Source organism: Nocardia vulneris (genome assembly GCF_001613425.1).
Lineage (GTDB): Bacteria > Actinomycetota > Actinomycetes > Mycobacteriales > Mycobacteriaceae > Nocardia > Nocardia vulneris.
Genome location: NZ_BDCI01000006.1, coordinates 1 through 20,512, shown reverse-complemented (window position 1 = coordinate 20,512; position 20,512 = coordinate 1). Strand labels below are relative to the sequence as shown.

Annotated in this window: 20 protein-coding genes; 12 read left to right on the top strand and 8 right to left on the bottom strand. The window is 68.9% G+C overall.

Annotation, left to right across the window (positions count from 1 at the left end; genetic code table 11):
• Window positions 1–128: 128 nt before the first annotated feature.
• From clpB to NVU01S_RS09135, 7 genes are all read left to right on the top strand, one after another.
• Window positions 129–2,684: an ATP-dependent chaperone ClpB gene (gene clpB / locus NVU01S_RS09165; RefSeq protein WP_043670519.1), complete on the top strand. Its 2,556-nt coding sequence runs from the start codon at window positions 129–131 to the stop codon at window positions 2,682–2,684.
• A 122-nt stretch (window positions 2,685–2,806) separates the two neighbouring features.
• Complete coding sequence (locus NVU01S_RS09160; protein ID WP_043670520.1) at window positions 2,807–3,604, top strand: DUF5666 domain-containing protein; 798 nt, start codon at window positions 2,807–2,809, stop codon at window positions 3,602–3,604.
• A 76-nt stretch (window positions 3,605–3,680) separates the two neighbouring features.
• Complete coding sequence (locus tag NVU01S_RS09155) at window positions 3,681–4,817, top strand: TtfA family protein (RefSeq protein WP_244467241.1); 1,137 nt, start codon at window positions 3,681–3,683, stop codon at window positions 4,815–4,817.
• 46 nt (window positions 4,818–4,863) lie between these two features.
• Window positions 4,864–5,676 (top strand): SDR family NAD(P)-dependent oxidoreductase, encoded by an 813-nt coding sequence (locus NVU01S_RS09150; RefSeq protein WP_043670526.1) that lies wholly within the window; start codon window positions 4,864–4,866, stop codon window positions 5,674–5,676.
• A gap of 2 nt (window positions 5,677–5,678) precedes the next feature.
• A complete protein-coding gene (pyrE, locus tag NVU01S_RS09145; RefSeq protein WP_052280601.1) occupies window positions 5,679–6,260 on the top strand; it encodes an orotate phosphoribosyltransferase in 582 nt (193 codons plus the stop codon).
• 44 nt (window positions 6,261–6,304) lie between these two features.
• A complete protein-coding gene (locus tag NVU01S_RS09140) occupies window positions 6,305–7,363 on the top strand; it encodes a beta-ketoacyl-ACP synthase 3 (protein WP_014988834.1) in 1,059 nt (352 codons plus the stop codon).
• A gap of 4 nt (window positions 7,364–7,367) precedes the next feature.
• Entirely contained in the window at window positions 7,368–8,051 is a 684-nt protein-coding gene (locus tag NVU01S_RS09135) for a lysoplasmalogenase family protein (protein WP_043670529.1), read from the top strand.
• 9 nt (window positions 8,052–8,060) lie between these two features.
• Here NVU01S_RS09135 and NVU01S_RS09130 read toward each other — a convergent pair whose 3' ends face one another.
• From NVU01S_RS09130 to NVU01S_RS09120, 3 genes are all read right to left on the bottom strand, one after another.
• Window positions 8,061–8,507: a DUF3592 domain-containing protein gene (locus tag NVU01S_RS09130; protein ID WP_014988832.1), complete on the bottom strand. Its 447-nt coding sequence runs from the start codon at window positions 8,505–8,507 to the stop codon at window positions 8,061–8,063.
• Window positions 8,508–8,602: 95 nt separating this feature from the next.
• A complete protein-coding gene (locus NVU01S_RS09125; RefSeq protein WP_014988831.1) occupies window positions 8,603–9,256 on the bottom strand; it encodes a LuxR C-terminal-related transcriptional regulator in 654 nt (217 codons plus the stop codon).
• On the bottom strand, window positions 9,253–10,626 hold the full coding sequence (locus NVU01S_RS09120; protein WP_043670533.1) for a sensor histidine kinase: 1,374 nt from the start codon (window positions 10,624–10,626) through the stop codon (window positions 9,253–9,255). The genes NVU01S_RS09125 and NVU01S_RS09120 overlap by 4 nt, the downstream gene beginning before the upstream one ends.
• A gap of 91 nt (window positions 10,627–10,717) precedes the next feature.
• Between NVU01S_RS09120 and NVU01S_RS09115 the strand changes: the two genes are divergently transcribed.
• The 3 genes from NVU01S_RS09115 to NVU01S_RS09105 all read left to right on the top strand — a co-directional run bounded on the left by NVU01S_RS09115 (window position 10,718) and on the right by NVU01S_RS09105 (window position 13,112).
• Window positions 10,718–11,056 (top strand): DUF4190 domain-containing protein, encoded by a 339-nt coding sequence (locus NVU01S_RS09115; RefSeq protein WP_014988829.1) that lies wholly within the window; start codon window positions 10,718–10,720, stop codon window positions 11,054–11,056.
• A 43-nt stretch (window positions 11,057–11,099) separates the two neighbouring features.
• Window positions 11,100–11,786 carry a TrmH family RNA methyltransferase gene (locus NVU01S_RS09110; RefSeq protein ID WP_043670536.1) on the top strand — a complete coding sequence of 229 codons (687 nt, stop codon included), beginning with the start codon at window positions 11,100–11,102 and terminating at the stop codon, window positions 11,784–11,786.
• 237 nt (window positions 11,787–12,023) lie between these two features.
• Window positions 12,024–13,112, top strand: coding sequence for a glycoside hydrolase family 76 protein (locus NVU01S_RS09105; RefSeq protein ID WP_043670749.1), 1,089 nt, complete (start codon window positions 12,024–12,026; stop codon window positions 13,110–13,112).
• Window positions 13,113–13,146: 34 nt separating this feature from the next.
• Here the strand turns inward: NVU01S_RS09105 and NVU01S_RS09100 are convergent, their stop codons facing one another.
• Together NVU01S_RS09100 and NVU01S_RS09095 are read right to left on the bottom strand one after the other, a co-directional pair.
• Entirely contained in the window at window positions 13,147–13,797 is a 651-nt protein-coding gene (locus NVU01S_RS09100; RefSeq protein WP_052280610.1) for a DedA family protein, read from the bottom strand.
• A gap of 52 nt (window positions 13,798–13,849) precedes the next feature.
• On the bottom strand, window positions 13,850–14,509 hold the full coding sequence (locus NVU01S_RS09095; protein WP_244467247.1) for a DedA family protein: 660 nt from the start codon (window positions 14,507–14,509) through the stop codon (window positions 13,850–13,852).
• 373 nt (window positions 14,510–14,882) lie between these two features.
• On the opposite strand from NVU01S_RS09095, the gene fbaA reads away from it, so the two are divergent.
• Window positions 14,883–15,917, top strand: coding sequence for a class II fructose-bisphosphate aldolase (gene fbaA / locus NVU01S_RS09090; protein ID WP_042258509.1), 1,035 nt, complete (start codon window positions 14,883–14,885; stop codon window positions 15,915–15,917).
• A 34-nt stretch (window positions 15,918–15,951) separates the two neighbouring features.
• Window positions 15,952–17,070, top strand: a complete 1,119-nt coding sequence (locus NVU01S_RS09085; RefSeq protein ID WP_043670546.1) for a BTAD domain-containing putative transcriptional regulator — start codon at window positions 15,952–15,954, stop codon at window positions 17,068–17,070.
• A 6-nt stretch (window positions 17,071–17,076) separates the two neighbouring features.
• Here the strand turns inward: NVU01S_RS09085 and NVU01S_RS09080 are convergent, their stop codons facing one another.
• The 3 genes from NVU01S_RS09080 to NVU01S_RS09070 all read right to left on the bottom strand — a co-directional run bounded on the left by NVU01S_RS09080 (window position 17,077) and on the right by NVU01S_RS09070 (window position 19,771).
• Window positions 17,077–17,382 (bottom strand): excalibur calcium-binding domain-containing protein, encoded by a 306-nt coding sequence (locus tag NVU01S_RS09080; RefSeq protein WP_244467242.1) that lies wholly within the window; start codon window positions 17,380–17,382, stop codon window positions 17,077–17,079.
• Window positions 17,383–17,444: 62 nt separating this feature from the next.
• Window positions 17,445–18,518: a fused (3R)-hydroxyacyl-ACP dehydratase subunits HadA/HadB gene (locus NVU01S_RS09075; RefSeq protein WP_043670549.1), complete on the bottom strand. Its 1,074-nt coding sequence runs from the start codon at window positions 18,516–18,518 to the stop codon at window positions 17,445–17,447.
• Between the two features lie 239 nt (window positions 18,519–18,757).
• Window positions 18,758–19,771: an Rv0361 family membrane protein gene (locus NVU01S_RS09070; RefSeq protein WP_244467243.1), complete on the bottom strand. Its 1,014-nt coding sequence runs from the start codon at window positions 19,769–19,771 to the stop codon at window positions 18,758–18,760.
• Window positions 19,772–20,512 lie beyond the last annotated feature (741 nt).

Sequence of the window (20,512 nt, the reverse complement as noted above, 5' to 3'; positions counted from 1 at the left end):
AACTGAACTTGAGCGGAACAGACTCAACCTTTCCGACGTTGGACGTTAGGAACGGCACGGAGCCGTGCGAAGGGTTTCGTGCGGATCAGGCTCCGGAGCCGCCACATCGACTAGCAGGAAGGTGACTTGTGGACTCGTTCAATCCCACCACCAAAACCCAGGCGGCCCTGACCGCCGCACTGCAGGCGGCCTCCGCTGCGGGCAACCCGGAGATTCGTCCGGCCCATTTGCTGGTGGCGTTGCTGGATCAGACCGACGGCATCGCCGCCCCGCTGCTGAAGGCCGTCGGCGTCGACCCGGCGTCGGTCCGGCGCGAGGCCCAGGACATCGTGGAACGGCTGCCCAAGGCGAGCGGCGCCACCACCACACCGCAACTCGGCCGCGAGGCGCTGGCCGCGATCACCGCCGCCCAGCACCTGGCCACCGAGCTGGGCGACGAGTACGTCTCCACCGAACACGTCATGGTCGGGCTGGCCAAGGGCGATTCCGACGTGACGATGCTGCTGGTGAAGTACGGCGCGAACGCCGACGCCCTGCGCGAAGCGTTCACCACCGTGCGCGGCAGCGCGCGGGTGACCAGCCCGGAACCCGAAGGCAGCTACCAGGCGCTGGAGAAGTACTCCACCGACCTCACCGCGGCCGCGCAGGAGGGCAAGCTCGACCCGGTGATCGGGCGAGACGCCGAAATCCGCCGCGTGGTACAGGTTTTGAGCCGTCGCACCAAGAACAACCCGGTGCTCATCGGTGAGCCGGGCGTCGGCAAGACCGCCATCGTCGAGGGTCTCGCGCAGCGCATCGTCGCCGGCGACGTGCCGGAGTCGTTGCGCGGCAAGTCCGTCGTCTCGCTGGATCTCGGCGCGATGGTCGCCGGTGCGAAGTATCGCGGCGAGTTCGAGGAACGGCTCAAGGCCGTGCTCGAGGACATCAAGAACAGTGCGGGACAGATCATCACGTTCATCGACGAGCTGCACACCATCGTCGGCGCCGGTGCGACCGGCGAGTCCGCGATGGACGCGGGCAACATGATCAAGCCGATGCTGGCCCGCGGTGAACTACGCCTGGTCGGCGCGACCACGCTGGAGGAGTACCGCAAGCACATCGAGAAGGACGCGGCCCTGGAGCGCCGCTTCCAGCAGGTGCTGGTCGGGGAGCCGTCGGTGGAGGACACCATCGGCATCCTGCGCGGGCTCAAGGAGCGTTACGAGAACCACCACGGCGTGCGGATCACCGACTCCGCGCTGGTCGCCGCGGCCAGCCTCAGCGACCGCTACATCACCTCGCGCTTCCTGCCGGACAAGGCGATCGACCTGGTCGACGAGTCCGCGTCCCGGCTGAAGATGGAAATCGATTCCCGCCCAGTGGAAATCGATCAGATCGAGCGCGCGGTGCGCCGGCTCGAGATCGAGGAACTCGCGCTGACCAAGGAGACCGACGAGGCCTCCAAGCAGCGCCTGGAGAAGCTGCGTTCCGAATTGGCCGACGCCCGTGAGGAACTCAACCAGCTGACCACCCGCTGGCAGAACGAGAAGAAGGCGATCGATCAGGTCCAGGTGCTGAAGAAGGAACTGGAGGTGCTGCGCGGCGAGGAGGAGCGCGCCGACCGCGAGGGCGACCTGGAGAAGGTGTCCAAGCTGCGCTACAAGGACATTCCGGAGCTGGAATCGCAACTGGCCGAAGCCGAACGCACGTCGAAGACCGCGGGCGACGGCGACGTGATGTTGAAAGAGGAAGTGGGCCCGGACGATATCGCCGAGGTGGTCGCCGCCTGGACCGGTATCCCGGTGGGCCGGCTGCTCGAAGGCGAGACGCAGAAGCTGCTGCGGATGGAGCAGGAGCTGGGCAAGCGCGTGGTCGGCCAGACCGAGGCGGTGCAGGCGGTGTCGGACGCGGTGCGCCGGGCGCGCGCCGGGGTCGCGGACCCGAACCGGCCGACCGGCTCGTTCATGTTCGTCGGACCGACCGGCGTCGGCAAGACGGAGCTGGCGAAAGCGTTGGCGGACTTCCTGTTCGACGACGAACGCGCCATGGTCCGGATCGACATGAGCGAGTACAGCGAGAAGCACGCGGTGGCTCGGCTGGTCGGTGCTCCGCCCGGCTACGTCGGTTACGACCAGGGCGGGCAGCTCACCGAGGCGGTGCGGCGCAGGCCGTACACGGTGGTGCTGTTCGACGAGATCGAGAAGGCGCACCCGGATGTGTTCGACATCCTGCTCGCCGTGCTCGACGAGGGACGGCTCACCGACGGCCAGGGCCGCACGGTGGACTTCCGCAACACCATCCTGATCCTGACCTCGAACCTCGGTGCGGGCGGCGAACGCGAGTTCGTGATGAACGCGGTGCGCTCGGCGTTCAAGCCGGAGTTCCTCAACCGCCTCGACGACGTGGTGATGTTCCACGCGCTAGACGAGGAGCAGCTGGAGCACATCGTCGACATCCAGCTCGATCAGCTGCAGAAGCGGCTCGCGCAGCGCAGGCTGAAGCTGGACGTGAGCGATTCGGCCCGGTTCTGGCTGGCCGTGCGCGGCTACGACCCGGTCTACGGCGCGCGGCCGCTGCGCAGGCTGGTGCAGCAGGCGATCGGCGACACGCTCGCCAAGGAGCTGCTCTCGGGTGAGGTCGCCGACGGCGACACCGTGAAGGTGACCGTCACGCCGGACGGTGACGGGCTCATCGTCGGCAAGTAAGGCACGACGGCGCCCTCGGTCCGGTCGGACCGAGGGCGCCGTGACGCTGTTATGCGGACGCAGTCCGAATTCCTGTCGCGCATGACCCCGGCGCGGGCCCGCCAACGCCTAACCTGGAGTCCATGACCAACCCGAACGATCCGTGGGGACAGCGGCCGGAGGATGCGCCGACCGAGCACCTGGCGGGCAAGTCCGGGTTCGAGCAGCCGCTGCACACCACGGAGTATTCCGAGGCGTACGGGTCCGGCGCGCCCTCGGCGTATCCGGCGACCGAGCAGTTCGAGCCGTGGTCACCGCCCCCACCGAACGCGACCCGCGAATTCCCGCCCGCCGACAACCAGTGGGGTGGCTACGAGAGCACCTACGGAAACCAGTGGGCCGCCGCGCCGGTGGACGCGCCACCGGGCGGTCCGGTCCCGCCCGGTCTCGGCATGCCGCCGGAGCCGCCGAAGCGCAACACCGGTTTGTGGATCGCGCTGGGTCTCGCGGTCGTGCTGCTGGTCGGTGTCGCCGGTGTGGTCGCGGGTGTGGTGCTGAGCGGCAAGGACTCCGATTCGTCCACGGCCGCGAACACCTCGGCCCTGCCGACCGCCAACCGGACGCCGGTCACGCCGCGTACCGGTCAGCCCAACCCGACTGTGCTGCCGAGCCTGCCCGGGCTGCCCGGCATCGATGCGCTCGGCACCACCATGGGCACCATCACCGCCAACGACGGCGGCACCCTCACCGTCAGCACGCTGACCAACGCCACGGTCACCGTGCGCACCGATGCCAACACCCAGGTGATCTCGGTGTCCGGCACCAAGGTCGCCGACCTGCCCAAAGGCGATATCGTCCTGATCCAGGGCGACAAGGGCGCCGACGGGACGATCCACGCCAAGGTCATCATCAGCACGTCGCTTCCCGGAGGCCCGAGATGAACCGGCTCGCTTTCACACGCTCGGCGCGCGGCCGAGAACAGACCGCCTCCGGCCGCTTCCATTAGGCTGGACGGCGATGACGGCAATGTGGTTCGGCTTGGCGGCGATCGCACTCGTGGGTGCGATCGTGCTGCTGTATTTCGATCGGATCCAGCGGCAGCGGACCGGTCACGCGCGGCAGGTCTGGGCGAAATCCCAGGGCTACACGTATGTGTCGGTGGAGCCGGCGCTCCCTTCGACCTGGCGGCGCGGTGCGCTGGCGAAACTGGGTTACCTGTCCGCGGTGGACGTGGTGTCCGGTATTCGCAAGGGCGAGAAGTTCGTGCTCTTCGATCTGGAGGACGCCGCGACGCTGATCGCGGTGCGGCGCCAGATCGGTTCGGACATCGACGTGGACATGCGGCTCAAGACGGCCTCGCCGCCCAAGGACGCCGACCTCGAACTGCTCGGCGCGATCGGCGACCGGGTGGTCTTCGCGACCAACCCGGAAATCGCCAGGCACGCAGTCGATCAGCGGATGGTCGCGTTCATCGAGACGCTGCCCGACACCGTGCAGATGCTGTGGAGCGAAGGCAACTGGACGCTGGGCATGCTGTCGGTGGGCACCTCCTCGCGCGAATGGGAGACCTCGATCGACGCGGTGCTGCGCCTGTCCGGGCTGCTGCACGTGCTGCCGCCGGTCAGCGAACCGCGCTTCGACAGCGGTGATCACGACCCCGGCCGGCCGCGGCCGCGCGGCCGGGCCCGCGACGAGGAACTCGACGAGGACGAACTCGACGGGCCGGTGGGCGCCGGCCGCGTGCAGCCGCCGCGGCTGCGCAAGGACGAGGACTACGACGAGCCGCCTTTCGTCGAGCAGGACTACGACGGGGACTTCGACGAGCGCGCCCCGCTGTCCACGCCGAACGAGCCGGAACCGCCGCGCCGCCCCTCACTCGCCGTCGTGCCCGACGCGCGCGCCCGGGTCCGCGAAGAGCCGCGGGTCCGGGAAGAGCCGCGCGTGCGTGAGGAGCCCGAGGCGGCCGACGACTGGTCGCCCGCACCGCGCGATACCTGGTCGCCCGCACCGCGCGACGAGCGCGCGGACGACGACTGGGCCGACGAGCAGCCCGACCGCCGCCAGGCTCCGCGCGAGGACGATCGTGCGGCCGAACCGCCGGGTGGGCCGTTCCACCCCGGGTTCCGTCCGTATCAGGGACCTGTGCCGCAGTGACCGGCCGTGTCGGCAGGGTGACCGCCGTCCGACCGACCGAGCGCCGATGACCGAACACCCCGTGCCGCCGCGCCTGCCCGGCGCGAGCAGGCCCGTGGCGTTGATCACCGGACCCACCTCGGGTATCGGGCACGGCTACGCGATGCGCCTGGCCTCGCTCGGCTACGACCTGGTGCTCGTCGCCCGGGACGAACAGCGCCTGGTGACCCTCGCCAACGCGCTGCAGCACCGGTTCGGCACCCGGTGCGAGGTGCTCGTCACCGATCTGACCAGTCCGGCGGCCCGCGAGCGGGTGGCGGCCAGATTGCGGGCCGGCGTCGAATTCCTGGTCAACAACGCCGCATTCGCGCATGCCGAGCCTTTTTGGGCGCTCCCGCCCGCACAAGTGCAGGCCGAGGTGGACGTCAACATCACCGCGGTGGTGCAATTCACCCGGGCCGCGTTGCCCGCGATGATCGCGGCGGCGAACGGCTCGGTGATCAATCTGGCCAGTGTGGCCGGGGTGATCCCCGGACGTGGATCGACGTATTCGGCGGCCAAGGCCTACGTCGTATCCTTCACGGAAGGGTTGGCAGGTGGACTGGCCGGAACGGGTGTCCGGGTCCAGGCCCTGTGCCCGGGATTCGTGCGCACCGAATTCCACGAGCGAGCCGGCATCGATAAGTCGTCGCTGCCGAAAGCCTGGTGGCTCAGCGTCGACCAGGTGGTTGCCGGTTCCCTGCGTGATCTGGAGAAAGGCCGGGTACTGAGTGTGCCCGGCATGCAGTACAAAGCGCTCACCACCGTCGCCGGAATGATCCCGCGAAACCTGGCGGCCCGACTGAATCGCGGCTTGTTCAACGCACGCGGAAGGACTTAGGAATGATCGACGAGGCAACCACCAACGAGTCGGCGCTGGGCACCCCCGCCGGTTCCGACCGAGATAGATTGGCCGCGCTGGTGCGCGAGCTGGCCGTGGTGCACGGCAGGGTCACCCTGTCGTCGGGCAAGGAGGCCGACTATTACGTCGACCTGCGCCGGGCGACGCTGCACCACGATGCGGGACCGCTGATCGGCAAGCTGCTACGCGAACTGGTCGCCGACTGGGACTTCGACGCCGTCGGTGGCCTGACCATGGGCGCCGACCCGGTCGCGTTCGCGGTCATGCACGCGCCGGGCCGGCCGATCGACGCGTTCGTGGTGCGCAAGGCCGCCAAGGCGCACGGCATGCAGCGCCAGATCGAGGGCCCCGACATCGTCGGCAAGCGGGTGCTGGTCGTCGAGGACACCACGACCACCGGAAACTCCCCGCTCACGGCCGTGCGCGCGCTGCGCGACGCGGGCGCGACGGTGGTCGGCGTCGCGACCGTGGTGGACCGGGAAACCGGGGCTGATCAGGTGATCGCCGCCGAGGGCCTGGAGTACCGCTCCATCCTCGGTTTGAAGGATCTGGCGCTGAGCTAGCCTGGACAGCGGTCTAGTTCTGCAAGGGTGAAGGGTCATCGTCAGTGGTGAGCATTGCAATCAACAAGAATCGCGACAACGTTGCGATGCTCGGTATCGGCGCCTATCGGCCGGAGCGCATCGTCAGCAACGCCGACGTGTGCGAGGTGCTGGACTCCAATCCTGAGTGGATCTACGACCGCACCGGCATTCGCAACCGCCGCTGGATCAGCGGTGACGAGACGCTGCGGTCGATCGCGGCCGCGGCGGGCGAACGCGCGCTGGTGAACAGCGGAATCGACCGCTCGAAGATCGGCGCGCTGATTCTCGCGACGTCGAGCTGGCTCATGCTCACCCCGCACGGCGCCCCGTCCATCGCGCACGACCTGGGGATCAACGGCATCCCGGCCTTCGACCTGACCTCCGGCTGCGGCGGTTTCGGCTACGGACTCGGCGTCGCGGCCGACCTGATCCGGGCCGGCTCGGCCGACTACGTGCTGCTGATCGGCGCCGAGACCATGACGGTCGGGCTCGACCCCACCGACCGCGGCACCGCGATGATCTTCGGTGACGGCGCGGGCGCGGTGGTGATCGGGCCGAGCGAGGAGAACGGCATCTCGCCGACCGTGTGGGGCAGCGACGGCGAGAACGCCGCCGCGATCGCCCAGGACGTGAACTTCCTCGACTACATGGAGAAGGCGCAGGCGATGCAGGGCACCGATCCGGCGGTCGAGCCGATCGGCCGGATGTCGCTGCGGATGGAGGGCCCGCGCGTATTCCGTTGGGCCGCCGTCACTTTGCCGCGCGCGCTGTCCACCGCGCTGGAGGTGTCCGGGGTGGCCAAGGAGGACATCGAGGTGTTCATCCCGCACCAGGCCAACGCGCGGATCAACGAGTTGATGAAGAAGAACCTGGGCTTGGCCGACGATATCCCGATGGCCAACGACATCGAGAACACCGGCAACACCTCGGCCGCGTCCATCCCGCTGGCCATGGAGGAGATGCTGGTCACCGGCAAAGCGAAGGGCGGTCAGCTGGCGCTGCTGCTCGGGTTCGGCGCCGGATTGAGCTACGCGGGGCAGGTCGTCACCCTGCCGCCGAAGCCGGTCGAGCCGAGCTTCTGAGCCGATGCGAAAGTTCCGGGCCGGGTTCCTGGCCGCGGCCGCGGTCACCGTCTACGGCGCGGTGACCGGCCGCGAGCGGGCACAGTGGCTCGCGAAGCCGCTGCTGATGCCGCTGCTGGCGGCAGACGTCGCCACCAGCGACGCGGCGCTCGACAAGACCGATCGCACCGTCCTGCTCGGTGCGCTCGGCGCCGCGACACTGGGCGACATCCTGCTCATCGACCCGGACGACGACCGGCGCCTGATCGCCGGGGCGTCCTCGTTCGCGGTGATGCAGGCCGGATACACCGCGCTGTGGTTGCGTAAGGGCGCCCGGCCGCGGGCCGCCATCGCCGGGCCACGGTTGGCGGCCTGGCTCGGCGCGGCCGCGTTGTTGCGGGCCAAGGCGCCCGCCGTGGCGCTGCCGCTCACCGCCTACGGCGCGACGCTGGGCACCGCGGGCGTGCTCGCCTCCGATCCGGCCCTGGCGCGCGACGCGAAAAACATTGCGGGCGTGAACATCCCCAATGCCGATCCGCGCAGCAGGCTGGCGCTCGGCGCGCTGCTGTTCACCGTCTCCGACGGACTCATCGTGGCGCGCAAGCTGTTCGCGCGCGGCGAGTGCAGTCGCCGGGTCACCGAGGGCGTCATCCTCACCACCTATGCCGCCGCCCAGTTCCTGCTCGCCGATCCGGACGCGCACGCCTGAACCACCGGCTCACAGCACGACGATGATCCGATCCCGGTTGGCCGGGTCGACCCGGATCGAAATGGTCTCGCCGACCGCGAGTTTCGGCTTGTCCGCCGGGGTGACGTCGAAAACTATGGTGCCCCGGTAGGTTTCGGATCCGGGCACGGTGAGTTCCAGGTCCAGTTCGGTGAGTTCGCTGTGATGATCGGTGGGCCGCAACGGATGCACGCCGTGCACGGTCGCCCAGCCCTCCAGTCCGTGCCGCCAGAGTCGCCGATCCGCCTTGGACGGCCGGGCCGCCAGCATCATCCCGATGCCGAGGCAGGTGCCGAAAAGCCCGACCAGCGCGACGATCTGGTACGGCAGCGTGCCCGGCGGCGTGTGGTGGACCAGCCACCCGAGCCACAGGCCGAGCAGCACGAGGTAGCCGGCGGTGACTCCGAGCACCGTGCGCAGGATCCGCCCGTGGTCCATACCAGCCTCCACCCCGACTGTCCGGCTTCCAGGATAGGCCCGCAGTGGCGCTGACATGCGCGGATCGGGGTCGATAGGGCGGTGACGGTAGGGGGTCAGCCCTTGAGGCGCAGTACCGCGAGCACGCGGCGGTGGTGGGTGTCCGAGGGCGGCAGATCGAGTTTGGTGAAGATGTTGCCGATGTGCTTTTCCACCGCACGTTCGGTGACGGTGAGGCTGGTCGCGATGGCGTTGTTGGACAGGCCCTGCGCCATCAGTTCGAGCACCTCGCGTTCGCGCGGCGTCAGGCGGGTCAGCGAGTCCTGCTGTTTGGAGGCGCCCATCAGTTGGCTCACCACCTCTGGGTCGAGTGCGGTGCCGCCGGTGGCGACGCGGTGCAGGGCGTCGACGAAATCGCGGACATCGGCGACCCGGTCCTTGAGCAGATAGCCGACGCCGCTCGCGCCGCCGGCCAGCAGCTCGGTGGCGTAGCGGGTTTCGACCCACTGGGAGAAGACGAGCACCCCGGTCATCGGATATTTGCGCCGCAGCTCGATCGCGGCGAGCAGGCCCTCGTCGGTGAAGCTGGGCGGCATCCGCACGTCCACCACGGCGACGTCGGGATTGTGCGTACCGACCACATCGCTCAACGTCGTCGCGTCGCCGACCATCGCGACCACCTGGTGGCCGCGTTCGGTCAGCAGTCCGGCGAGTCCGTCGCGCAGGATCGCGCTGTCCTCGGCGATCACGATGCGCAGTGACTCGGTCATCGTGAGCCTTCCTTCGGGAGCAGGATCGTGATCACGGTCGGGCCGCCGGTGGGGCTCTGCACGGTCAGCGACCCGTCGACGGTGCGCGCCCGCGCGGCCAGCCCGGAAAGCCCACTGCCCGCGGCGAGTTGGCCTTCGGCCGGTTGCAGGACGCCGCCGATGCCGTTGTCCCGCACGGTGATCGCGATGGTGTGCGCGTCGCTCGGCAGCACCGACACCCAGGCGTGGGTCGCCGCGGCGTGCCGGACCACGTTGGTGAGCAGCTCCGCGACGGAGAAGTAGGCGATCGCCTCGACCGCCGGGTTGGGCCGCTCGGGCAGGTGTACCCGCAGTTCGGTCGGCACCGAGCAGCGCGCGGTCAGCGTTTCCAGCGCCGGTCCGAGGCCGAGTTCCAGTGCGGGCGGATGGATTCCGCGCACCAGCTCGCGCAGCTCGGTCAGCGCCTCTTTGGACGAGGCGTGCGCGTCGGCGATCAGATCACGCGGATCGCCGCCGGCCTCGAGCCGGTCCTCGGCCCGGCCGAGCGCCATGGCGATGGTGACCAGCCGGGCCTGGGTGCCGTCGTGCAGGTCGCGCTCGAGCCGGCGCAGGGTGGCGGTGGAATCGTCGACCGCGGCCTGCCTGCCCTGCTGCAGTTCGGTGATCCGCCGATCGCGGGCGGTCGCGCTCAACAAGGCCATGGCCAGCAGCCGGTGCAGCCAGCAGAGCGCGCGCAGCAGCCAGGGCAGCGCGAAGCAGCCGAGGACACCGAGGGCGGCGAAGCCGAGCACGCGCGGCCAGGTGTCGATGTAGAAATCGCCGAACTGGGCGAACGAATGATGTTCCACGCCATCGGCATCGACGTTGATCGGATCGAAGAGCACCCACAGGATCGGCGAGACCGCGACGAACACCGTCATCGCGACCACGATGAGCGCGAGATAGCCGACCACGACGCCGAGTACCGCCTGCGCGATGAGGAACAGCGTGGCCCGCCAACTGGCCAGATCGGTGAACGCGCTCTTGAGGAAGCCGACCAGGCCCGGCGTCGGCGCGAACGTCGTCGGCGGCGGCAGCGGCGTGCCGAGCAGGTCCTTGACCAGCGCCCGGTAGATCCGGCCCCAGAAACGCCCGCCGAGCAGGACCAGCGCGAGAATGGGCAGGCCGATGATCGTGAAGGAGATCAGCAACCCGCCGCCCCACCCCGCGTACAGATAGGCCACGGCGATGCAGCCGAGCACGAACGCGGTGAAGACGTAGACGAGTTCTTTCCAGAATCGCGCCTGGAACGGCGCGCGCAGGACGGCACGAAGCGCCTGCTCGGCCGTCGACCGGGTTTTACCGGTCATCGGGTCGAGCACCAGCGTGGGTTCGGCGTGTGTCTCGGTCATGGCTCCATGGTTGTCGGCGCGGCGTCGCGATTCGATGGAGCTGTCCGCCGGATGTGTGGTGTAGCCAGCTACACCCACTACCATCCTGCTGATGAGCTACCCGCCGCAGCAGCCGCCATACGGCTATCCAGCCTACGGGGCCTACGGACCGCCGCCGGATCATCCGCAGGCCACCACGATCCTGATCCTCGGCATTCTCGGTCTGGTCTTCTGCCAGATCCTCGGCCCGGTGGCCTGGGTGATGGGCAAGCGGGCGCTCAACGAGATCGATGCCTCCGGCGGTGCGATGGGCGGCCGATCCAACGTCATGGTCGGTTATGTCTGCGGCATCATCTCCTCGGTGCTGATCATTCTCGGCATCCTGTTCGTCGTGCTGTTCGTGGTGCTGGGCCTGCTCGGCGTCTGGGCGGGGTCGAGCACCAGCTACTGAGCCGGGCGTTTCGCGGTTCGGCCCCGGAATTAGCATCGGCGGAGTGAATCACGCAGTGCCGGACGCGGCCGAGCAGGACCCACCCGGGCCCACCGAATGGGGCGAGCACCCACACGGTGTCGGGCCGTGGTCCGACGAGCACGCCGAGCCGCCGCCGCAGGATCCCCGGCTCGACGCCGAGCTGCTGGCGGCGGGCGACCGCCGCAACGTGGTCGACGCCTACCGCTACTGGTCACGCGAGGCGATCATCGCCGATATCGACCGGCGCCGGCATCCGTTCCACGTGGCGATCGAGAACTTCGGGCACGACGCGAACATCGGCACGGTGGTGCGCACGGCCAACGCCTTCGCGGCCGCGGCCGTGCATATCGTCGGGCGCAAACGCTGGAATCGGCGCGGCGCCATGGTCACCGACCGCTACCAGCACATCGAGCACCACGAGTCGGTGGCCGAGCTGCTGGCCTACGCGGCCCGCACCGGGCTGACCGTGGTGGCCGTGGACAACGTCCCCGGTTCGATCCCGCTGGAGACGGCCGAACTGCCCCGGGACTGCCTGCTGCTGTTCGGGCAGGAGGGCCCCGGCGTGACGGCCGACGCGAAAGCGGCCGCGGCCATGACCGTTTCGATCGCCCAGTTCGGGTCGACGCGCAGCATCAACGCGGGCGTGGCCGCGGGTATCGCCATGCACGCGTGGATCCGGCGGCATGCCGATCTCGCCGACGCGTGGTGAGTCGCGACCTATAGCCCAGACCTGAGAATTCGGCGGGGATTTCGCACGCTGTGTCATTCGAGCATCGTCTTTGTAACAAATCGGGCGCGTAAAAGCGTTCCAAACTGGCACCATTGACGCATGACCACGCGGAAGGCCGAGGACCCGCAGCACGCGACAGCACGGTCGCTGGGTGAGCGCGCGCGGGCGAGCCGGGATGCGGTCGCGACCGCCGCGGTCTGGTCCGAGCGCGCCGATATGGCCGAATCCGCGATCATCTCCCGGCATCTGCGCGCGCTATGGGCGCTACCCGGCACGCAACTGGGCGTGGTCGGCTGGCCGGCGACCAAGCGCGAGCGCGCGTTCGGGTCCTGGCACTACTGGTGGCAGGCGCATCTGATCGACTGCGCGGTGGACGCCGCGAACCGCACGCCGACCCCGGTGCGCCGCAAGCGGATTGCCGCGATCGCGCGCTCGCACCGGATCCGCAATCTCACCGGCTGGACCAACCGGTACTACGACGACATGGCCTGGCTGGCCATCGCCCTGGAACGCGCGGAACGGATCGCGGGCGTCACCGAGGTGCGCAGTGGGCTGCTCGCCCTGGAGAAGCCGCTGTACGAGGGCTGGAATCCGGAGGTCGGCGGCGGCCTGCCCTGGCGGATCGGCTCGGACTACTACAACGCGCCCGCCAACGGCCCGGCCGCGATCGCGCTGCTGCGGCTCGGGCGGCAGCTGCGCGCCCAGGAGATGGCCGACTGGCTGGACGAGACGCTGCGCGATCCGGAATCCGGGCTGATCCTCGACGGCATCCATCTGCCCGCCGGCGAGATCGAACGTCCGGTGTTCACCTACTGCCAGGGCGTGGTGCTCGGCGTGGAAACCGAACTCGCGGTGCACACCGGCGAGGCGCGGCATAGCGAGCGCGTGCACCGGCTGCTCGGCGCGGTCGAGGAGCACATGACGACCCGCGGCGTGATCAACGGCGGCGGTGGCGGCGACGGCGGTCTGTTCAACGGCATCCTGGCCCGCTATCTCGCGCTGGTCGCGCTCATGCTGCCCGGCGAGGACGAGGCGCGGGCGGCCGACCGGCGGGCCGCGGCGGCGATCGTGCGGGCCTCCGCGACGGCCGCGTGGGCGAACCGGCTCCAGGTCGAGGGCGAACCGCTGTTCGGCCACGATTGGAGCCGGCCCGCGACGCTGCCCGGCGGTACCGCCGGGGCCGGTCACTTCACCCCGGGGGGTTCGGTCACCGCGTCCCGGGTGCCCGAACGCGATCTGTCCGTGCAGCTTTCGGGCTGGATGTTGATGGAGGCCGCCTACCAGGTCAGCGCGGCCGGCCTGTAGACCGGCCGCCGCTGTTCGTGGCGGGCGAGTGCGGTCAGCTCTCGGCTTCGACGACCCGGATCGGCACCGTCTCGAAGTCGAAATCCTCGGCGGGCTTGGCCATTTCCTGCCGGTAGTGCCGAATCCCGAGCACGGTGCCCACGATCAGGCCGAGCACCAGCGTGCCGATCACGATCGGCATCAACCACGGCACCCGATCGAGGAAGCTGCCCGCGTAGTAGCCGATCAGCAGCAGCACCGGCGCCCAGATGATCGCGCCGATCGTGCTCGCGACGGTGAACTTGCGATGATCCATCCCGGCCGCGCCCGCGACCGTCGGGCACAGCGTGCGCACCCACGGAATCCAGCGGGCGACGAGCACCGCGACGAAGCCGTGCCGCTGCAGCAGTTCGGTGACCCGCTGCAGATTCCTCGTGTTGATATAGCGCCCGTTCTTGCGGGCCACCAGGTGGTGCCCGGTGCGCTGGCCGATGACGTAACCGACCTGATTGCCCGCGATGGCCGCGAGCATGGTGCCGACCGACAGCGCCCACACCTGGGTCTCGCCGGAGGCGTGCGAGGCCATCACCACGCCGGCCGTGATCAGCATCGAGTCGCCGGGCAGGAACAGCCCGAGAATCACCGCGCATTCGAGAAAGACGAAGGTCAGCACCACCGTCCAGACGAGCGCCGGGCCCGCTGACATCAGCGGATCGAAATTGCCCACTGCTAGGGGCGAGGACGCCACGAACACGCGCTCAGCGGGTCGGCTCGCTCGTCGAAACGGTCAGCTCGGCTTCGGGGGCCGCCACCGGCGCCCCGCCGCCACGATTGAGCAGCCGCTTCGCCACCGCGAAGATGCCGGGCAGGATCGAGACGAACACGATGAGCAGGAAGATGGCCTCGACGTGGTCGCGGATGAAGTCGATGTTGCCGAGGAAGTAGCCGCACACCGTCACGCCGCCGCCCCACAGGATCGCGCCGACGATGTCGAAGGCGACGAACTTGCGGTAGTCCATCTTGGACACACCGGCCAGCACCGGCATGAACGTGCGCACGATCGGCACGAACCGGGCCAGGATGATGGTCTTGGGCCCGTGCTTCTCGAAGAATTCGTGCGTCTCGGTGACGTAGTGCTTCTTGAAGAACCGGGTGTCCTCCTTGTGGAACAGCGCGGGCCCGATGCCGCGGCCGATCCAATACCCGGACTGGTCACCGGCGAAGGCGACGAGGGTCACCAGCGGCAGCAGCCACCAGATCGAGACCGGCGGATTCGACTGCGCGGCGAGCAGGCCGCCGGTGAACAGCAGCGAATCGCCGGGCAGGATCGGGAAGAGCAGGCCGGTCTCGATGAAGACGATCGCCAGAATGGCGGGAAGCACCGCGTTCTTCAGCCACGTCTCCGTGAGCAGGTGCATCGGGTCGAGCAACTGGGTCAATGCGATGTTGCTCGTCACCGATTCTGTCGCTGCCAGCAGAATCACGCGGTCTCCTGTTCTGGGTACGGCCGGCCTGATCGCTCACCCTCGCATCGGGAGCCGCCAGCGCAATTACCGGCACCACAGTACCGGGTTCGGCTGAGAATGCCCGTGCTGTGCGCGAAACTACCGGCTGGTCACCTGATGGTTCCGCGGCGACCACGGCGCGGCCACCCTGTGGGTCGGTGGCGGTGCGCGCCGGCGGTGGCCCGCGGGAGGTTCGTCTGCCTCCCTGGATACCAGGAGAAACCCCGCTGTCCTAGGGTAGTGCTGACAAAATAGGTCTTTGCCGCAACAACACGGAGGTCTTACTGTGCCCATCGCGACTCCGGAGGTCTACGCCGAGATGCTCGGTCGGGCCAAAGCGCACTCCTTCGCCTTCCCGGCCATCAACTGCACGTCGTCGGAGACGATCAACGCGGCCATCAAGGGCTTCGCCGACGCGGGCAGCGACGGCATCATCCAGTTCTCCACCGGTGGTGCGGAATTCGGCTCGGGCCAGGGCGTGAAGGACATGGTGACCGGTGCGGTCGCGCTGGCCGAGTTCGCGCACGTGGTTGCCGCGAAGTACGACATCACCATCGCGCTGCACACCGACCACTGCCCGAAGGACAAGCTGGACGGCTTCGTCCGGCCGCTCATCGCGATCTCCCAGGAACGGGTGAAGAACGGGCAGCATCCGCTGTTCCAGTCGCACATGTGGGACGGCTCCGCGATCCCGATCGACGAGAACCTGGAAATCGCCAAGGAACTGCTCAAGGCCTGTGCCCAGGCCAACATCATCCTCGAGGTCGAGATCGGCGTCGTCGGCGGTGAAGAGGACGGCGTCGAGGCCGAGATCAACGACAAGCTCTACACCTCGCCCGAGGATTTCGAGAAGACCATCGACGCGCTCGGTGCGGGCGAGAACGGCAAGTACCTGCTCGCCGCCACCTTCGGCAACGTGCACGGCGTGTACAAGCCGGGCAACGTGGTGCTCAAGCCCGAGGTGCTGGCCGAGGGCCAGCGGGTCGCCGCGGCCAAGCTCGCGCTCGGCAAGGACGCGCAGCCGTTCGATTTCGTCTTCCACGGCGGCTCCGGCTCGCTGAAGTCCGAGATCGAGGATTCGCTGCGCTACGGCGTGGTGAAGATGAACGTCGACACCGACACCCAGTACGCGTTCACCCGTCCGGTCACCGGCCACATGTTCAGCAACTACGACGGTGTGCTGAAGATCGACGGCGAGGTCGGCAACAAGAAGGTGTACGACCCGCGCAGCTACCTGAAGAAGGCGGAAACCTCGATGGCAGCGCGTGTCACCGAGGCATGCAATGATCTGAAGTCCGCGGGAAGGTCGATCAGCGCCTGACCCGATCATCAACCCACCGGGGGCTCGACAGCTCATGTGTCTGGATGTGCGCGTGCTCGGGCCCGTCCGGTTGCTCGTCGGCGGTGAGCCGGTGGCGGTCGGCGGGCCCAAGCCGCGGGCGTTGCTCGCCGCGCTCACTGTGAATCGACGGCGCGCGGTCTCTTCGGCCGCGCTGGCCGACATGGTGTGGAACGAGGATCCACCCGATTCGTACGCGGCGAGCCTGCAGGTATTCGTCTCGAATATTCGTAAAGCGCTGCGTAATTCGGGTGTGGACCCGGCGCAGGTGCTGCGCACGGAATCCTCGGGCTATCGGCTCGAAGTGGCCGAGACCGCGTGCGATCTCGGCCGTTTCGAGACGGCACGGGAGGCGGGCAGCCGCGCGGCCGCGCTCGGCGATCACGCCGGTGCCGCGCAACTGTTCGGCGCCGCGCAGCGCGAGTGGAGCGGCCGCGCGCTGGCCGATCTCACCGGGCTGCAATTCGCCGACGGCTTCGCCACCGCGATGGAGGAGGAGCGCCTGGCGGTCGCCTCCGCGCGGATCGACGCCGAAATCGCCCTCGGGCGTGCGTCATCGGTGATCGGCGAACTGGTCGCGATGACCACCGAGCATCCGCTGCGCGAGCCGCTGTGGGGTCAGCTGATCACCGCGCTGTACCTGTCCGGCCGGCAGGCCGACGCGCTCGACGCGTGCCGCCGGGTGCGGGCCGTGCTCGCCGACGAATTGGGCATCGATCCCGGCCCCGCGCTGACCGAGCTGGAACAGCGGGTGCTGCGGCAGGAGCCGCTGAGCACGGTCGAACTGCGCCAGGCCGAGCGGATGGCGGCAGCGATGACCGAGACGGTCACCGAGGCGCCGCGCGCGGTGCGCAGCGGGCAGTTGCGGCTGCCCGACGGCCGGGTGGTCTCGATTGCCCAGGGCGGCTTGCGGATCGGCCGGATGACCGACAACGATCTGGTCCTCGACGACCCGAAGGCCAGCAGGTACCACGCGCACATCATGCCGAGCCGGGCCGGGCTGCTGATCAAGGATCTGCATTCGGCCAACGGCGTCTACGTCAACGACGATCCGATCGAGAACGGCGCGCTGCTGGCCGACGGCGATCAGATCCGGATCGGCGCGACCATGCTGACTTTCCAAGCCGCGCAATAGCACCGGCTACTCGTTGCAGGCGATGCCGTCGTTGTCCTGATCGAGGTAGGCGTTGTAGCCGCGTTCCCCGCGGTACAGCGGGCCCGCGCCTTCGGCCCGCACCTGGTCGCAGCTGGTGTACATCCGGCGCTTCTTCTTGTCCTTGCCGCTGTCTTCCGGATCGTCCTTGGGTAGCGAATCCGGGCGGGCGGCACTGGCGATGGTGGGCGAGGTCGCGGCGGCGGCGGTCGGCGGCACCAGCGTGAGTGCGCCGACCATCAGACACGCGGCGCCGAGCGCGGGAGCCACGCGGCGTACTACTGAATTTCTCACGCCTCCATCCTGCGCCGAAATCGCGCAGTTGTGGGGTGTGAATTTTTCAGACCGCGTGGGCCTTAACTGAAACGGACCTCGGCGATCGCGCGCCCGAACAGCTTTCGCTCCTCCGAGGTGCCGCCGAGCACGATCGTCGCGGTGCGGGTGCGCGGGTCGAGTGCTTTGATCCGGCCGGTGAACTCGACCGTGCTCGCCGCGTTCGGGGCGACCGGGACGAAGCCGGCGAACCGCACGCTGAATTTCTCGATGGCCGTGGGGTCGCCGAGCCAGGCGGTCAGGTAGCCGCTCGCCAGACCCATCGTCAGCATGCCGTGCGCGACGACCGTGGGCAGGCCCACCAGTTCGGCGGCGTGATCGCTGAAATGGATGGGGTTGGCGTCGCCGGACACTCCCGCGTAGTTGGCCAGGTCGCCGCGGGTCAGCCGGAAGCTCCCCGGCGCGAGCTGATCGCCGACCGAGAGCCGGTCGAAATCGGGCAGCGTATGCACCGGCGCGGGCACCCGATCGGGCGCGGGGCCGGGCAGCGCGCCCTCGCCGAGCGGGATCAGCGCCGAGCCGTCGGCCGATGCGCTTCCCGCGCTGGGGAATTCGACGACCTGACCGTGCATCATGATGTTGTCCACCACGTCGGCCACGCTCGGATCCACGTCGACGCCGCGGCGGGCCACGATCGTGGTCGAGCCGATCAAGGCCAGTTCGCCGTGCTGGTTGAGCAGGGCCGAACGCACCACGACGAAATCGTTGTCGCCGAACTGGCGGATGGATTCGATCAGGATCTCGCTGCTCAGCCGGTCGCCCGCCTGGATCGGCCGAAAGGCCTGGAAAACCTGATCGGTCTGCAAGATCTGGGACAGATCGTATTCGGTGAGCACCGATTCGAGCAGGGAACGGGTGCCGGCCGAACCGATCACCGAGGCGAAAGTCGGTGGCGCGATGACATTCTCGTGGCCCAGCCGCAGCGCATCGGATTCCTGCTGATGTGCGCCGTGGTGGTTCTGCACCGCCCGCGCGAATTCGCGGATCTTTTCCCGGCCGACCTCGTAGTGGTCGCGTACCCGGAACCGTTGTCCGGACAGTGTTGCCGTCTGCTGCGTGCCATCGGTTTCTAGCGAAAGCGTTTGTTCCCTGACCATGATGCGGCCACGCTACTAATGAACCGGACCCGTGACCAGCTGTGTGTGAGCAGCGCTACCGTCGATCGATATGGAATTGCTATCGAGTTTGCCGGTTCTTCATTTGCGCTGCGGGTCCGAGGTGTGCGTCACATCCTGTCGGTAATTCGGTATCGCTATAAAAGAACTCGGCGTCTCGATGGCCCCTGTGAGGAACAACCGAGACGCCGAACCGAGTCGACGACGATTCCGGGTCGCCGCTACTGCGGGCTCGTCGGCGGATCGCAGACCTTCCAGCCGCCGTCGGTGTCCTGCAGATCGAAGGTGCGGGCCGAGCGCTTGGCCGGATCCGCCTCCGTATAGACGGTCGCCTGGGCGATCGCGGTCTTGTCGGTGATCCGGATGGCGTCGATGCCGTCGATCACCGGAATATTGCGCCGATCCATCGACAACTGATGTACGCCGGCGAACTGATCGGCGGGAATGCCCTGGTAAAAGTCGTGCAGTGGGCCACACGTGGTATCGCGCAGTGCGTTCAGATCACCCTTTTTCAGTGCCTGCGTGTAATCGGTGATCGCGGCGCGCACCTTCTCCTCCGGCGAATTGCCGCCCGAACCCGTGATCAACACCACGGCCACGCCGATCAGCACCACCACCAGCACGGCGGCACCCGCCACCGCCAGCAGCCAGCGCTTCGAGCGGCCCGCCTGCGGGGTGGACTCCGGGGTGGCAGGGGCCTGCCCGGTGGGCGTGATCCGCTGCGGTTGCGCGATCGGCCGCGGTTGCGGAGGGCGCGGGCCGGCCAGCGATTGCGCGGGCAGCGTCGGCTGGATATCCGCGGGCGACGGGGCCGAACCCGGACGCTGCTGCGGGGGACGCGCGTCCTCGACCGGAGCGGGACCCGGACGCTGTGGCGGGGGAGCGGGCCGGGCATCTTCGATCGGCGCCGGACCGCTCTGCGGCGGCGCCGAAGGTCCTTGCGGGCCCGGCTGTTTCGGCCCGGCTGCCGGACGCGGAGTGCTCGGCGGTTTGGTGATCGGCACGCGCCCGGGGCTCGGCGCCACCCGATCGGTGCCCGCCTGCTTCGGCGCGTCAGGCCGCTGGACTGGCAGCGCAACGGTTTTCGCGTCATCCGGTTTGATCACCGGCATGGCCACCGTCACGTCCTCGGACGCAGGCGGATTCTGGCCCCCATCCTTCGCCGTCGACGCCGTCTGCATCCTGACGGTCTCGTCCTCCGCCCCCGCGTCCGCAGGCGGCACTGGCTGCTGCACCCGCATCACCGTCGTCGGCGCATCATCCGAAGCCGCAGACTGATGCGGAGCACCCGCTACCGGAACGCCCTGCGCTGAAGCAGCTTGCGCCCCACCCTGCCCCGCCGGACCGCCTTGCGCAGGAGCGGCTTCTGCCCCGCCCTGCGTTGCCGGAGTGCCTTGCGCCGGAGTGGCTCCGCCCTGCCCCGTCGGAGCACCTTGCGCCGGGGCGGCCGCTGCCCCGCCCTGCGTTGCCGACGTGCCTTGCGTCGCAGCGGCTCCGCCCTGCCCCGTCGGAGCACCTTGCGTAGGAGTAGCTTGTCCGCCACCCGGCGCCGCCGGAGTCGCAGCGGCTCCGCCCTGCGTCGACAGAGTGCCTTGCGCCAGCGCAGGTTGTGCGCCACCTTGCCCCGTCGGAGTGCTTTGCGCCTGGGCGGCTTCTTCCCCGCCCTGCGTCGCTGAAGTGCCCTGCGCCGGAGTGGCTTTTGCCTCACCCTGCGCCGCTGTCCCGCCACCGAACCAGGGACTGCGCTTCTGCTGCGCCCCCTCTTGATCCCCCCTGCGAATCTCCTCGGTTTCCGCCGCGGCGCTTCCCGCCGCCTCCGCACTCGACTGCCCCGGCGCCGCCTGCCGGACGCCCGGCTGCGTAGCCGCTGCCGCAGCACCGGTCTGCGCGACCGCACCTTTGGCATCACCCTGCCGCCCGGTTTGGATCGGTGCGCCGGGAACGGTGGGCTCCGTCCCTGCCGCGCCTGCCGCGCC

Bases quoted from the DNA above. Each gene is read 5' to 3' on its own strand.
- pyrE (WP_052280601.1), top strand. From the start codon at position 5,679: ATGATCGACGAGGCAACCACCAACGAGTCGGCGCTGGGCACCCCCGCC.
- NVU01S_RS09135 (WP_043670529.1), top strand. From the start codon at position 7,368: ATGCGAAAGTTCCGGGCCGGGTTCCTGGCCGCGGCCGCGGTCACCGTC.
- NVU01S_RS09095 (WP_244467247.1), bottom strand. From the start codon at position 14,509: ATGCACCTGCTCACGGAGACGTGGCTGAAGAACGCGGTGCTTCCCGCC.
- NVU01S_RS09105 (WP_043670749.1), top strand. From the start codon at position 12,024: ATGGCCGAATCCGCGATCATCTCCCGGCATCTGCGCGCGCTATGGGCG.
- NVU01S_RS09150 (WP_043670526.1), top strand. From the start codon at position 4,864: ATGACCGAACACCCCGTGCCGCCGCGCCTGCCCGGCGCGAGCAGGCCC.
- NVU01S_RS09075 (WP_043670549.1), bottom strand. From the start codon at position 18,518: ATGGTCAGGGAACAAACGCTTTCGCTAGAAACCGATGGCACGCAGCAG.
- NVU01S_RS09115 (WP_014988829.1), top strand. From the start codon at position 10,718: ATGAGCTACCCGCCGCAGCAGCCGCCATACGGCTATCCAGCCTACGGG.
- NVU01S_RS09130 (WP_014988832.1), bottom strand. From the start codon at position 8,507: ATGGACCACGGGCGGATCCTGCGCACGGTGCTCGGAGTCACCGCCGGC.
- NVU01S_RS09120 (WP_043670533.1), bottom strand. From the start codon at position 10,626: ATGACCGAGACACACGCCGAACCCACGCTGGTGCTCGACCCGATGACC.
- NVU01S_RS09085 (WP_043670546.1), top strand. From the start codon at position 15,952: ATGTGTCTGGATGTGCGCGTGCTCGGGCCCGTCCGGTTGCTCGTCGGC.
- NVU01S_RS09155 (WP_244467241.1), top strand. From the start codon at position 3,681: ATGACGGCAATGTGGTTCGGCTTGGCGGCGATCGCACTCGTGGGTGCG.
- NVU01S_RS09100 (WP_052280610.1), bottom strand. From the start codon at position 13,797: ATGTCAGCGGGCCCGGCGCTCGTCTGGACGGTGGTGCTGACCTTCGTC.
- NVU01S_RS09160 (WP_043670520.1), top strand. From the start codon at position 2,807: ATGACCAACCCGAACGATCCGTGGGGACAGCGGCCGGAGGATGCGCCG.
- NVU01S_RS09125 (WP_014988831.1), bottom strand. From the start codon at position 9,256: ATGACCGAGTCACTGCGCATCGTGATCGCCGAGGACAGCGCGATCCTG.